Raw genomic sequence first — 14,139 nt, 5'->3', positions numbered from 1 at the left:
TATGGGTGTCTGGATCGATACCGATATGGGCTTTGACGACATTGCCGCCGTTCTGGTGGTGATGCAGTCTGGCCTTAAAATCGACGGCGTATCGCTGGTCTTTGGCAATGCGCCACTCAAACAGGCCTGCCAGAATGCAGCAGGTGCGGTTGCGGCATTTGGCTGGGATTTTCCGATCCATAGTGGCCGCGAACTGCCGGTGCTTGGCCAGCTGGAAACTGCCGAGCGTATTCTCGGTGAAACGGGCATTCCGACGCTTGGCCGGACCCTGCCGGATGTTGGACCGCTGACCATTCCACGCGGTATGGCTTTTATCGCATTGTGTGACTGGCTGGAAAATGGCGAAGGGGAAAAGCGTATTCTTGCGCTCGGCCCGCTCACCAATATTGCAGCGCTCTGTCTCGCACGGCCCGATCTTGCCGAGCGAATTACCGACCTGACATGGATGGGCGGCGGCGTTACCGCAGGCAATCACACGGCATCTGCCGAGTTCAATGCCTTTGCGGACCCCGAAGCCCTGTCGATTGTCATTTCCAGTCGGCTGCCATTCCACATGGTGGATCTCGACCTTTGCCGTAAGGTCACCGCGAGCCCTGAGGATGTTGATCCGGTGCGCAACGCCGGTGGGCGCAACGCGGAGATGATTGCCGATTTCCTCGGTGGTTTTATTCGTATTGCAACCAGCCGTGGTCGCTCCTCGATGGCGCTTTATGATCCGGTTGCTGCCGTGGCGTTTTGTTATCCTGAGCTTGTGACATGGCAAAAGGCGCGTATTGACGTGGAGCTGCAGGGAACATTCACGCGGGGACGTACGGTTCTCGAAGCGCGCCCCGGTCGTGCCGTGTTCAACGCCCGTTACGGTGCGGAGGTCAATGCTGAACGTGCCCGTGACATCATTCTGAAAACCCTCGTTGTGGAGGGCGCGCGATGATATCGGATTATCCGCAGCATGAGCCCGACGATCTGAACGTCGAGGCTCTGCGAAGCCGTGCCGTGGCGGCGGCCCGTGGTGACATGCCGTTTGATATTCTTATCAAGGGCGGCACACTCGTTGATATGGTGACGGAAGAGCTTCGACCTGCCGATATCGGTCTCGTTGGTTCGCTGATTGCCAGTGTGCATGAGGCTGGCAGCCGGTCGGATGCCGAGCGGGTGATCGATGCCAGCGGTGCCTTCATCGCACCGGGCCTGATCGACACGCATATGCATATCGAAAGCTCCATGGTGACGCCGTCGGTTTATGCCGGTGCCGTTCTCAGTCGAGGCGTGACCAGCATCGTCTGGGACCCGCATGAATTCGGCAATGTGCATGGTGTCGATGGCGTGCGCTGGGCTGTTGAAGCGGCCAAAGGCCTCAATCTCAGAACTATCGTGCTTGCACCATCCTGCGTACCATCCGCTCCGGGTCTGGAGCAGGCTGGTGCGGATTTCGACGCCAGTGTTCTGTCGGAATTGTTGTTTTGGCCGGAAATTGGTGGCGTTGCGGAAATGATGAACATGCGCGGTGTCATTGATGGCGACCCGCGCATGAGCGCCATCATGCAGGAAGGTCTTGCCAGCGAAAAGCTGATCTGCGGCCATGCGCGCGGTCTTGCCGGTGCCGACCTCAATGCCTTCATGACAGCTGGCGTAACCTCCGACCACGAGTTGACCTCTGCCGAAGATCTGATGTCCAAGCTGCGTGCCGGCCTGACGATTGAGCTTCGCGGTTCGCATGATCACCTGCTGCCGGAATTTGTCGAAGCGTTGAACAAGCTGCGCCACCTGCCGCAAACCCTGACACTGTGCACCGACGACGTGTTTCCCGATGATCTGCTCAATGGCGGTGGACTGGATGATGTTGTGCGGCGGCTGGTTCGTTACGGTCTGCCGGCAGTCTGGGCGCTGAAGGCCGCGACATTGAACGCAGCCATGCGGCTTGGTCGCTCTGACCTTGGTCTGATCGCCGCCGGAAGACGCGCTGATCTGGTGCTGTTTGAGGACCTGCAAAACTTTAGGGCACGCCACGTTTTTGCAGGCGGTGTACCCGTTGCCGAAAATGGTGTGATGTCTGTGGCTCTGTCGGCTGCCGATAGCAAACCACTGTTTAGCTCCGTGCATGTCGAAGAACTGTCGGCCGATGATTTCCGGGTGAAATCTGCCGGCAACAGAGTTCGTCTTGCGACCATTGATCGGCCGCGCTTTACCCAATGGGGTGAAACGGAAGCCGACGTCGTTGATGGTTTTGTCGTGCCGCCACAGGGAACAACCATGATTTCGGTTGTTCATCGCCACGGCAAGGCGACTGCCAAACCACGCACCGGTTTCCTCGGTGGGTGGGGAGAGTGGAACGGTGCATTCGCCACCACAGTTGCCCATGACAGCCACAACCTCACGGTGTTTGGCGGCAATGTCGACGACATGGCGCTGGCTGCCAATGCGGTCATCAAGGCAGGCGGTGGTATGGCCGTTGCGTCGAAGGGTAAAGTGACTGCGCTGCTGCCGTTGCCATTGTCAGGATTGGTGTCTGAGGCGCCACTTGCCGAGGTATCTTCTGCCTTTGAACAGGTTCGCGAAGCTGTGGGCAATGTCGTTGAGTGGCAACCGCCTTATCTAGTGTTCAAGGCCTGCTTTGGTGCAACGCTTGCCTGCAATGTTGGTCCACATCAGACCGATATGGGCATTGCTGATGTCGTCACCGGGAAGGTCATGACAAGCCCTGTTCTTGCCGTTATCGGCTAAGATACCAACCTTGTCACCCCCGTCGCTTAGGGCGGGGGTGACGTCTGTTGACCGTCAAGTTTTCATTCGGCCAGCAATTCCTGCTCGACCAATGTCGACCAGAAGGCCACGCCCGAGGCGATGGCGTCATCGTTGAAGTCATAGGATGTGTTGTGGTGCAGCGCGCCGTCCACGGCTGGACCATTGCCCAGCCAGACATAACAGCCCGGCACCTTGCCTGAGAAGAACGAGAAATCATCGCCGGCCGTTGACGGTGGGAAGCTGGTTTGTGTTTTTGATCCAAACACAGTTTGTGCTGCCGACAAAGCCCGCTTTGTTGCGTCTGCATCGTTCACAACAGGCGGAATGCGACGTTCAAATTCATAGGAAACCTCAATGCCGAACATGGCGGCCGTGCCATGTGCCAGGCGGCCGATTTCTTCCTCAAGCTGGTCACGGACATGCGGTGTGTAGGCGCGGGCCGTGCCGCCGATTTCAACGATATCGGGAATGACATTCAGGGCCTTTGGATTGCCAGCCTGCACGGAGCATGCGCTAACGACAGCTGGCTGTAACGGGTCAACCACCCGGCCGACAATGCTTTGCAGGGAGGCGAGGAAGCTGCCCGCCGCTGTGACGGGGTCGCGGCCCAGATGCGGTTTTGCACCATGGGTACCAACGCCTTTAAATGTGATGCGCCAGCTGTCGGACGAGGCAAGTTGCGGGCCTTCGACCACAGCCATTTCATCGGTTGCCAGTCCCGGCATATTGTGCAGGCCGTAGATCGCATCGCATGGGAACAGGTCAAAAAATCCGTCTTCCAGCATTTTGCGCGCACCGCCACGACCTTCTTCGGCTGGCTGGAAAATGAAATGGACTGTGCCTGAAAAATTGCGGGTTTCGGCGAGATAACGTGCAGCACCCAACAGCATGGTGGTGTGCCCGTCATGACCGCAGGCATGCATTTTTCCAGCGACGGTCGACTTGTACGGCCGCTCTGCCACTTCCGGCATGGCGAGCGCATCCATGTCGGCACGCAGGCCGATGGTTCTGGTGCCGTTGCCAATCTGCAGCGTGCCGACAACACCGGTCTTGCCTAGGCCGCGATGGATTTTTACGCCTGCTTCTTCCAGAAGATTTGCAACGATATCGCTGGTGCGCTCTTCTTCAAAACCAAGCTCGGGATGGGCATGCAAGTCCCGGCGCAGTGCAGTCAGAAACGGCACGTCTTTTGATATTCTGTCCTGCATGGGCATTGCGGTATTCCTGCTGGTAAATGGAACCGGAAACGAGCGGCGGTTCCTGTCTGTCGAAATGTCCACCAAGCTTATAGTCCGTAGCGGCTGGAAACAAATCAGAATTGGTTCCGCGGCGCTAATTATCCGAAAACTGCGTACACTTTTTGATCTGATGCTTTATAAGCGCGGCAATCAGCGAAATGAACAGCAACCTCTGAATTGACTGACCTTTTCCAGCACTCAGAGCAAGGTACCCGATATGCTTCCTCACGAATTCTGGCAGGAAATCCACGCAGCCGGCAGTTTTGATGTTTCCGGCCCCCATGACGGATTTTATCCGGCAAGTCTTGAAGATGGTCGGCAGATTTGCCTGCCAATTCGTCCGCTTGCCGATGGCCAGCATGCGCTTGCGTCGCTGATCGTCAATCAGGCCAGTTTTACGGTGCTGGATGCGCTGGCGGAAAACCTTGCCGCGAAGCTTAGAGCCTATGATCCCGATGTGATTGTTGGTTTGCCGACACTGGGACTGACCCTTGCCTCGGAAGTTGCACGTAAGCTTGGCCACACACGGTATGTGCCGCTCGGGACATCGCGCAAGTTCTGGTACCTGGATGAATTGTCGGTGCCGCTGTCCTCCATCACCACACCGGACCAGCAGAAACGCCTCTATATAGACCCGCGCATGTTGCCTCTGATGGAGGCGAAAAGAATAGCGCTTGTTGATGATGTGATCTCCAGCGGAACATCGATTATTGCCGGTTTGTCGCTGCTTGCAGCGCGTGGATTGGCTCCTGTGGTGATTGGTGCGGCCATGCTGCAATCCGACCGTTGGCGTGACCGGGTTTCCTCCTCGGATCCGGATTGGCAGGCGAAGGTTTGTGGCGTGTTTCACACGCCTGTTCTTGGCAAAACGCAAGGCGGTTGGATAGCTTAACATTACCCCTCTGAGGAACTGGTGAAAAAAGCGTCGTGATGAAAAATCCGGCTTGCACTCTTTGAGGATATGTTCTTAGCTTTGAATACGACAGATATTCGAGCCTTTGGAGGTTGCCTCCGGTAAAGGCTGCTCGCGCGGTGACATTCCGGCATCTGCCAGACAAAACGGCCATTATGGCTGCCCGCCCAAACCGTATCGGACATTCCTGCATGCAATTGATTTTTGATGGTCACAATGATGTTTTGCTTCGCTTGTGGCACAACAGCAAAACCGGCGCGGATCCCGTTGCCGAGTTTATGAAAGGCACAAAAGAGGGGCACATGGATGCACCTCGCTGCAAGGCCGGCGGTGTGGCTGGCGGACTTTGTGCGATCTATATTCCCTCGGGTGATCTGGTTCTGAAAGAGCCGGATGAAAACGGTCACTACGAGACGCCTTTGGCGGCGCCGCTGGAGCGGTCCCCCTCTCTCGATATTGCGCTTGAGAAAGCAGCGATTGCCCTGAAGCTCGACCAGGCCGGTGCCTGGAGACTGTGCCGCAGCACCGCCGACATTCGCAAGGCGATGGCGGATGGCGTGTTTGCTGCTGTCATGCATATGGAAGGCTGCGAGGCGATCGGGGCTGATCTCGATGCGCTGGAGGTGTTTTATGCGGCAGGCCTGCGCTCTCTCGGTCCGGTTTGGAGCCGTCACAACATTTTCGGCCATGGTGTTCCATTCGCCTATCCAATGACGACAGATACCGGACCTGGCCTGACCGATGCCGGTTTCGAACTGGTGCATGCGTGCAACCGCCTGGGTATTCTGATCGATCTTTCGCACATTACCGAAAAAGGCTTCTGGGATGTGGCAAAGACCAGCGACCAGCCATTGATTGCCAGCCACTCCAATGCGCATGCATTGACGCCGGTCGCCCGCAACCTGACCGACAAGCAGATGGATGCAATCAAGGAAAGCAAGGGACTTGCGGGCCTCAACTATGCCGTGACCATGCTGCGTGCCGATGGTCGCAATGACGGCAACACGCCAATTTCCGACATGATCCGCCATATCGACTACATGGTGGAGCGCATGGGAATTGATTGTGTGGCACTTGGTTCGGATTTCGACGGTGCAACTATTCCGGCAGAAATTTCCGATGCGAGTGGCAATCATATTCTGGTTGCCGCGCTTCAAAACGCGGGATACGGTGAAGAAGATATAGCTAAAATATGCCGGGAAAACTGGCTGAGGGTTCTGGCTCAAGCGTGGCATGAGCCAGTGAAAGGTTGAGTGCAGTCGTACTCACAGAAAAGGGGAAACTATGATTAAGTCGTTCAATAAAAACATGCGTATTCTCAGCACCAGTGCTGTGCTCGCCCTGTCGGTTGCATTTGCACCGCAGGTGTTTGCTGCAACACCGGCGGACACGCTGGTCGAAGGGTTCGCAATCGACGACATTATTTCGCTCGATCCGGGTGAGGCGTTCGAGCTGTCGGCTGCGGAAGTGACCGGTAACTCCTATAGCAAGCTGGTCACCATCAATATTGACGATACGTCCAAGGTGATTGGCGATCTGGCCGATAGCTGGACGATCTCTGACGATGGCATGACCTATACGTTCAAGCTGAAGTCGGGCCTGAAGTTTGCTTCCGGCAACTCGATTACGGCTGCTGACGTTGCGTTCTCGTTTGAGCGTGCAGTCAAGCTTGATAAATCCCCTGCATTCCTGCTGACGCAGTTCGGCCTGACTGGCGACAACGTCACTGAAAAGGCGAAGGCTTCAGACGATGCAACCTTCGTCCTGACAGTCGACAAGGCCTATGCACCGAGCTTCGTTCTCAACGTGCTGACCTCTACTGTTGCGTCCGTTATCGACAAAAAGCTGATCGAGGAAAAGGCAAAGGCCGTTACTCCGACCGACGACTACAAATATGAAACAGATTTCGGCAACGAGTTCCTGAAGACCGGTTACGCCGGTTCCGGCCCGTACAAGATTCTTGGCTGGAAGGCTAACGAAGCGGTTATTCTGGAAGCCAACACCAACTATTACGGTGAAGCACCAAAGCTGAAGCGTGTCGTTTACCGTCACATGAAGGAAAGCTCCGGCCAGCGTCTGGCGCTGGAAAATGGTGACATCGACGTTGCCCGTAACCTTGAGCCAGGCGACATGGAAGCCGTTTCCAAGAAGGAAGGCCTTTCGGTTACCTCTGCACCAAAAGGCACCGTCTATTACTTCAGCCTCAACCAGAAAAACGAGAACCTGAAGAAGCCTGAAGTTATCGAGGCCTTCAAATACCTCGTTGATTACGACGCGATTGGCGAAACCCTGATTAAGGGCATCGGCGAAATCCACCAGACATTCCTACCAAAGGGCCAGTTGGGTGCACTCGACGAGAATCCATACAAGCTGGACGTTGCCAAGGCCAAGGAACTGCTGGCAAAGGCCGGTCTTGCTGATGGCTTCACTGTCACCATGGATGTTCGCAACACGCAGCCGGTAACCGGCATTGCCGAAAGCGTCCAGCAGACACTTGCGCAGGCTGGCATCAAGCTGGAAATCATTCCAGGTGACGGCAAGCAGACACTGACCAAGTATCGTGCACGCACGCATGACATCTACATCGGCCAGTGGGGCTCGGACTATTTCGACCCGAACTCCAATGCAGAAACCTTCACTATCAACTATGACAACTCCGACGAAGGCAAAAACAAGACGCTTGCCTGGCGCAACGCCTGGGACGTGCCTGAGCTGACGAAGGAAACACAGTCTGCGCTTCTGGAAAAAGACAATGCCAAGCGTGCGGCAATTTACGAAGACCTGCAGAAGAAGGTTCTCGAAAGCGGCCCGTTTGTCGTGATTTTCCAGCAGACAGAAGTTGCCGGTTATTCCGCCAAACTGAAGGGTTTCAAGCTTGGTCCGAGCTTTGACACCAACTTCGTTTTCCCGATCTCCAAGGATTGATCCGTAAGGGATCACGCTTTTGAGCATCGTGGATTCAAAACCAAAGGCAAGGCGCGGCAAAAGCCGCGCCAACGCACGCCTTAAAGCCGTTCTCGGCTTCGCCCTTACCGTCATCACGACCTTCTTGGGTCTGTTGGCCGTAACCTTCTTTATCGGTCGTGTTGTGCCTATCGATCCGGCTTTGGCCATCGTGGGAGACCGTGCACCGGCGCATGTTGTGGAACGGGTGCGTGAGCAACTCGGCCTCAATCTGCCTTTGTGGCATCAATTCATCATTTACATCCGGCAGGCACTGTCGGGTGATTTCGGCATTTCCGTTCTCACGACCAACCCGGTCATGCAGGACATCAAGCGCGTTTTCCCCGCCACCATGGAGCTTGCCACGATTGGTACGCTGATCGGTGCGGTGTTCGGTATTCCGCTTGGTGTATTGGCGGCTGTCAAACGTGGCAGCTTTATCGACCAGATCGTTCGCATCATTGGACTTGTTGGTTATTCTGTGCCGATCTTCTGGCTCGGACTTCTGGCTCTTCTGGTATTTTATGCGCAGCTGAACTGGGTAGCCTATCCCGGGCGTATTGATATCGTTTACGAATTTACGTTTACGCCCATTACCGGCTTTTATCTGTTCGATGCCGCATGGCAGGGGCAATGGGATGTTTTGTGGGACCTGTTCCGTCACATCATTCTGCCGTCCGGTCTGCTCGGCTATTTCTCTCTTGCCTATATCAGCCGCATGACGCGCAGCTTCATGCTGAATGAACTGGCACAGGAATATGTCGTGGCAGCTCGCGCCAAAGGTCTTTCCGAGGCCCGCATCATCTGGTTCCACGCACTGCGCAATGCTGCCGTGCCGCTGATGACGGTGATTGCACTGTCCTATGCCGGATTGCTGGAAGGCTCGGTGCTGACGGAAACAATCTTCGCATGGCCCGGTCTTGGGCTGTATATTACCAATTCGCTTCAGAATGCGGACATGAATGCCGTGCTGGGTGGTACCATCGTTGTGGGTGCCGTCTTCGTCGGTATCAACCTTTTGTCCGACCTGCTGTACCGCACACTCGATCCGAGGACGCGCAGCCGATGAATACACTGACTACATCGCTTAAACCCTACAGCCGTGAATGGCTGTTGTCGGACCGTCCAACCTCGCGCAAGCAGGCACGGCTTGGTCGTGCCTATATTATCTGGCGCCGGTTTTCTGAAAACCGGCTGGCGCTTGCTGGTCTCGGTATTATTCTTGCTCTTATTCTGGTGGCCATTTTTGCCGATGTGCTGGCACCGCACTCGCCAGTGCAGGGCGATTTGCGCAATGCGCGCCTTATGCCACCAGGCACGGCAGGGTACTGGCTTGGCACTGACGATCAGGGACGCGATATCCTGTCGCGTCTTATCCACGGTTCGCGGCTAACGCTGTTTGTCGTTGGACTGGTGGCGATCATTGCAGCACCTGTCGGACTGATCATCGGTACGGTTTCCGGTTATGCCGGTGGCTGGGTCGATGCGGTTCTGATGCGCATTACCGATATCTTTCTGGCATTTCCAAAGTTGGTTCTGGCGCTTGCGCTGGTTGCGGCTCTCGGACCAGGTATTGAAAATGCGGTTCTGGCGATTGCGCTGACCTCATGGCCTCCCTACGCGCGTATTGCCCGTGCAGAGACCATGACCTTCCGCAATTCGGACTTCATTGCTGCTGTGCAGTTGATGGGTGCCTCACCGCTTCGCATCGTGCTGAAACACGTCATGCCGCTGTGCATGTCGTCGCTGATCGTGCGTGTGACGCTGGATATGGCCGGCATCATCCTGACGGCTGCCGGTCTCGGTTTTCTCGGCCTTGGCGCACAGCCGCCGCTGCCTGAATGGGGTGCGATGATCGCGTCCGGGCGTCGTTTCATTCTCGACCAGTGGTGGGTTGCCGCAATGCCAGGTATCGCCATTCTCGTCGTTAGCCTTGGTTTCAACCTGCTGGGTGATGGTCTGCGTGATGCGCTTGACCCGAAGGAGGCTGGACAATGACGCCGCTTCTGACGGTTGAAAACCTGCGCGTGACCTTCCCGACACGAACGGGCGAGGTGCAAGCGGTGCGTGGCGTATCGTTTACGCTTGGCAAGGAACGTCTGGGCATCGTGGGTGAATCCGGCTCCGGCAAATCACAGACGGGCAGGGCCATTATGGGCCTGACACCGGCACACGCGAAAATCGAGGCAGACCGTCTCGAGTTTGCGGGCGAGGATTTGCTTGGTATGTCCGCCAGCCGGCGGCGGGCGCTGCGTGGCAAGCGTGTTGCTATGATCCTGCAGGACCCGAAGTATTCGCTCAATCCCGTCATGACGATTGGTCGCCAGATTGTTGAAACGCTGAAAACGCATGAGCGCATCGGATCTTCCGAGGCACGCAAGCGGGCTTTGGACATGCTGGAAGCGGTACAGATCCGTGACCCGGAACGTGTGTTCAATCTTTATCCGCATGAAGTCTCAGGCGGCATGGGCCAGCGCGTCATGATTGCCATGATGCTGGTCTGCGGGCCAGAACTGCTGATTGCCGATGAACCGACGTCTGCGCTCGATGTGACGGTGCAGCTGGAAGTGCTTGGCATTCTCGACAAGCTTGTGACCGAGCGTGGCATGGGGCTGATTTTTGTGTCCCATGATTTGCGATTGGTTTCGTCCTTCTGTGACCGGGTTATCGTGATGTATGCAGGGCGAGTGGTTGAAGAACTGCCTTCCGCAGACCTTGCCTCGGCCAAACATCCCTACACGCAGGGGCTTTTGAAATGTCTTCCGCAGATCGGTGATGATCGTCATCCACTGCCGGTTCTGGAACGCAAACCGGAGTGGGCGCTATGACGGCTGTACTTTCTGTTCGTGACATGGTGGTCGCCTATGATGATTTCGTGGCGCTCGATCAGGTCAGTGTTGATGTGGCGCAAGGTGAATCCTTTGGCATCGTGGGTGAATCTGGCTCTGGTAAATCCACGCTGCTGCGTGCGATTGCCGGACTTGCCTCTTTTGAGGAGGGCAGCCTTTCGGTTGCCGGGCGCGCATACAAAGGCAAAAAGCGCGACAAGAGCTTTTACCGCGACGTGCAGATGGTGTTTCAGGACCCCTATGGTTCCCTGCATCCGCGCCAGACGGTGGATGCCCTGCTGTTGGAGCCGCTTGTTATTCACGGCATGGACAATCGCGAGCAGCGTATATCGCGTGCGCTGGATGAGGTTGGTCTCGGTGCGGGTTTCCGCTTCCGTTATTCGCATCAGCTCTCCGGTGGCCAGCGTCAACGTATTGCCATTGCCCGTGCGTTGATCGTAGAGCCAAAAATCCTGCTGCTGGATGAGCCGACGTCTGCTCTCGATGCTTCCATTCAGGCTGAAATCCTCAACCTGTTGGAGGCGGCACGCAAGAAGCGCAAGCTGACCTTCGTCATGGTCAGCCACGACCTTGGCGTCATCAGCCATATGTGTGAACGCCTGGCGGTGATGAAAAGCGGCAAGGTTGTGGAGATGCTGGCTGCAAAGGCACTGGAAACCCGCGAGTTTTCTGCCGATTACACACGCAAGCTGCTTGTCGCGAGCGAGGGTTTCCGCCGTAACTGAGCAAGACGTCTGTCTCGCGATCCATCTCATTCCTGTGCGTGTCAGGAATGAGATGTTTTCGCGTGACATTATCTCCCCTATGCTCCGCCCGTTTTAGAAGGATTTCTGCCGGATGAACCTGCGTGCATTGCTGTATTTCGACGAACTGGTGCGCACCAACTCGATGCGTGCGGCAGCGGAAAACCTCAACGTTGCGCCAACCGCCATCAGCCGCCAGATTGAAAATCTCGAAGAGTATTTCGGAACACAACTCGTGGAACGATCCAGCCGGGGTGTGACGCTGACGGCTGCCGGCGAATTTCTGGCCGCACGGGCAGGCAAGACCCTGCGTGAACTCGATCAGGTCCATCAGTTGATCGATGACCTGAAGGGGCTCGAGCGTGGACAGGTAACAATCTATGCCAATGGCGCGGCGGTTTCGAGCCTGCTTGCACCGGTTCTTGCGCAGTTTAGCCGGACCTATCCCAAACTGCGTTTCGAAGTACGGATCACCAGCGCCCGTCAGGCCATCGATGCGCTTGTCTCCGCGCAGGCCGATATTGCCATCACGCTGTTTGCGCCAAAGACCGCCGAGGTCAAAATCCGCGCCCGTCGCGAAATCGCCTATGATGTCATTCTCCCGGCTGGTCATGCTCTTGCCGGTAAAGATGGCATATCACTCGCAGATCTTGCGACCCTGCCATTGGCGCTTCCGGAAAAGAATTTTGCGGCACGACAGGCCTTTGATGCCCTGTTTGGAGAGGCGGGGGTTTTCTGTGAAACGGTGGTTACGGCAAGTTCACTCGAATTTCTAAAAGAGCTCGTCCTTGATAAAACCGCCGTGACCGTATTGCCTGCCATGGCGGTCAAACGCGAAATCAAGTCCGGGCAGATGGTGGCAATTCCCCTTGTTGGCGCCAAGGGCGTTCGCACTTATGTCGAGCTTTGTGTTGCGCCAGACCGGGAGCTGTCCTTTGCCGCTTCAACACTTGGCGATTTCATCGAGCACTTCATGCAGCAATCTATTTCAAAGTAGGTGGTTGATTTCTACCCCAGACTTCGTGTAGCGATTTCGGCAACGCGATGAACACAAAATGTTTGCGCGATTTTGCGAATATACGGCCAGTGTGTTTCTTTGCTGTTGCCGCCTAACGGGGGATAATGATGCGCAGTTCTTTTTCTCAGCCGGTACAGCTGACGCGGCGTGTCGCGCTTGGCATTGCGTTCAGTGGTATGCTGGCACTGTCTTTTGTTCCTGCACCCGTATTGGCTGCACCCAAGACCACGCTTGCTCTTGGCATGGGCATAGAGCCAGCAGGGCTTGATCCGACCATTGCCGCACCTGTCGCTATCGGTCAGGTGACATGGCAGAATATTTTTGAAGGTCTGGTCCGCATCGACCATGACGGCAAGATCCAGCCACAGCTGGCTGAAAGCTGGACGATATCTGACGATGGCAAGACCTACACATTCAAGCTGCACAGTGGTGTCAGCTTCCATGATGGTGAAGCGTTCGATTCCTCTGTCGCCAAGTTTGCGCTGGACCGGGCGCGTGGTGATGCATCGGTTAACCCGCAAAAACGGTTCTTTACCTCGATTGATACGATCGACACGCCTGATGCCACCACTCTCGTCATCAAACTGAAGCAACCCGCTGGCAGCCTGCTGTACTGGCTGGGTTGGCCAGCATCGGTGATGGTTGCTCCGAAATCTGCCGAGAACAACAAGACCATCCCCGTCGGTACCGGACCATTCAAATTCGTGAATTGGGCCAAGGGCGACAAGGTCGAATTGGCTCGTAACGATGCCTATTGGGATAGCTCCGCATCGATCCAGCTTGAAAAGGCGACTTTCCGCTTCATTACCGACCCGCAAGCGCAGGCCGCAGCCCTCAAGGCTGGTGATGTTGATGCGTTTCCGGAATTTGGTGCACCGGAACTGATGCATTCCTTTGATGGCGACAAGCGTCTGGTGACCGTCATCGGCAATACCGAATTGAAGGTTGTTGCCGGAATGAACAATACCCGCAAGCCTTTTGACGACAAGCGGGTTCGTCAGGCCCTGATGATGGCCGTGGATCGTTCAGCCGTTATAGAAGGTGCATGGTCTGGTTATGGTACGGCGATTGGCAGCCACTACACGCCCAATGACCGCGCCTATGTCGATATGACCGGCACATACCCGTACGACCCTGAAAAGGCGAAGGCACTGCTGGCTGAGGCCGGGTACGCCAATGGCCTGACCTTTACGATCAAGGCCCCTCAAATGGCGTATTCCCAACGCACATCGCAAGTCCTTCAGGCGATGTTTGCGGAAATTGGCGTAACGATGAATATCGAAACGACGGAGTTTCCGGCCAAGTGGGTTTCCGATGTGCTGAAGGGTGCAGACTACGACATGACCATTGTCGCGCATGCCGAGCCTATGGACATCGATATCTACTCACGGGATCCCTACTACTTCAATTATCGCAACCCGGCCTTCAATGAGATCATCCGCAATGTCGAGATGACACCTGACATCGCCCAGCAGGATGCGCTGTACGAAGACGCACAGGAAATTCTGGCAAAGGATGTGCCGGCGCTGTTCCTGTTCGTGATGCCAAAACTGGGCGTCTGGGATGGGAAGCTGAAGGGATTGTGGGAAAACGAACCTATTCCGTCTAACGTCCTGAGCGAAGTTCATTGGGAAGAGTAACCCTTGGGTTTACAGGTTGAGAGACGTGGTGTGACCGCCGTGTTGTGGAAGGT

General features: G+C 55.9%; 12 protein-coding genes. 11 read left to right on the top strand and 1 reads right to left on the bottom strand.

Translation table 11 applies throughout. From position 1 onward, the window contains the following. Position 1: 1 nt before the first annotated feature. Positions 2-931 (top strand): nucleoside hydrolase, encoded by a 930-nt coding sequence (locus tag HGO37_RS04610; RefSeq protein ID WP_250982303.1) that lies wholly within the window; start codon positions 2-4, stop codon positions 929-931. Next, positions 928-2,721: an adenine deaminase gene (locus HGO37_RS04605; protein WP_250982302.1), complete on the top strand. Its 1,794-nt coding sequence runs from the start codon at positions 928-930 to the stop codon at positions 2,719-2,721. Before HGO37_RS04610 ends, HGO37_RS04605 begins: the two co-directional genes overlap by 4 nt. Positions 2,722-2,783: 62 nt before the next feature. On the opposite strand, the gene HGO37_RS04600 is transcribed toward HGO37_RS04605, so the two are convergent. After that, complete coding sequence (locus HGO37_RS04600; protein ID WP_250982301.1) at positions 2,784-3,956, bottom strand: M20 aminoacylase family protein; 1,173 nt, start codon at positions 3,954-3,956, stop codon at positions 2,784-2,786. A 241-nt stretch (positions 3,957-4,197) separates the two neighbouring features. On the opposite strand from HGO37_RS04600, the gene HGO37_RS04595 reads away from it, so the two are divergent. From HGO37_RS04595 to HGO37_RS04555, 9 genes are all read left to right on the top strand, one after another. Continuing rightward, a complete protein-coding gene (locus HGO37_RS04595) occupies positions 4,198-4,872 on the top strand; it encodes a phosphoribosyltransferase (protein ID WP_250982300.1) in 675 nt (224 codons plus the stop codon). 212 nt (positions 4,873-5,084) lie between these two features. Beyond that, a complete protein-coding gene (locus tag HGO37_RS04590; RefSeq protein WP_250982299.1) occupies positions 5,085-6,146 on the top strand; it encodes a dipeptidase in 1,062 nt (353 codons plus the stop codon). Positions 6,147-6,177: 31 nt separating this feature from the next. Next, complete coding sequence (locus tag HGO37_RS04585; protein ID WP_250982298.1) at positions 6,178-7,818, top strand: ABC transporter substrate-binding protein; 1,641 nt, start codon at positions 6,178-6,180, stop codon at positions 7,816-7,818. Positions 7,819-7,846: 28 nt separating this feature from the next. After that, positions 7,847-8,905 (top strand): ABC transporter permease, encoded by a 1,059-nt coding sequence (locus HGO37_RS04580; RefSeq protein WP_405049369.1) that lies wholly within the window; start codon positions 7,847-7,849, stop codon positions 8,903-8,905. Beyond that, the gene (locus HGO37_RS04575) at positions 8,902-9,834 is read left to right on the top strand and encodes an ABC transporter permease (protein WP_250982296.1); all 933 of its coding nucleotides are present in this window, start codon (positions 8,902-8,904) and stop codon (positions 9,832-9,834) included. Before HGO37_RS04580 ends, HGO37_RS04575 begins: the two co-directional genes overlap by 4 nt. Beyond that, a complete protein-coding gene (locus HGO37_RS04570; RefSeq protein WP_250982295.1) occupies positions 9,831-10,664 on the top strand; it encodes an ABC transporter ATP-binding protein in 834 nt (277 codons plus the stop codon). Before HGO37_RS04575 ends, HGO37_RS04570 begins: the two co-directional genes overlap by 4 nt. Continuing rightward, positions 10,661-11,410 (top strand): ABC transporter ATP-binding protein, encoded by a 750-nt coding sequence (locus tag HGO37_RS04565; RefSeq protein ID WP_250982294.1) that lies wholly within the window; start codon positions 10,661-10,663, stop codon positions 11,408-11,410. Before HGO37_RS04570 ends, HGO37_RS04565 begins: the two co-directional genes overlap by 4 nt. 112 nt (positions 11,411-11,522) lie before the next feature. Beyond that, entirely contained in the window at positions 11,523-12,425 is a 903-nt protein-coding gene (locus HGO37_RS04560) for a LysR family transcriptional regulator (protein WP_250982293.1), read from the top strand. Positions 12,426-12,550: 125 nt separating this feature from the next. Continuing rightward, positions 12,551-14,086 carry an ABC transporter substrate-binding protein gene (locus HGO37_RS04555; RefSeq protein WP_250982292.1) on the top strand — a complete coding sequence of 512 codons (1,536 nt, stop codon included), beginning with the start codon at positions 12,551-12,553 and terminating at the stop codon, positions 14,084-14,086. Positions 14,087-14,139 lie beyond the last annotated feature (53 nt).

Origin of the sequence: Rhizobium sp. CG4 (assembly GCF_023701965.1) — a bacterium.
Taxonomy (GTDB): Bacteria; Pseudomonadota; Alphaproteobacteria; order Rhizobiales; family Rhizobiaceae; genus Agrobacterium.
Note: the sequence above shows the minus strand (reverse complement) of the source record. Positions and strands in the feature narration are given on the sequence as shown.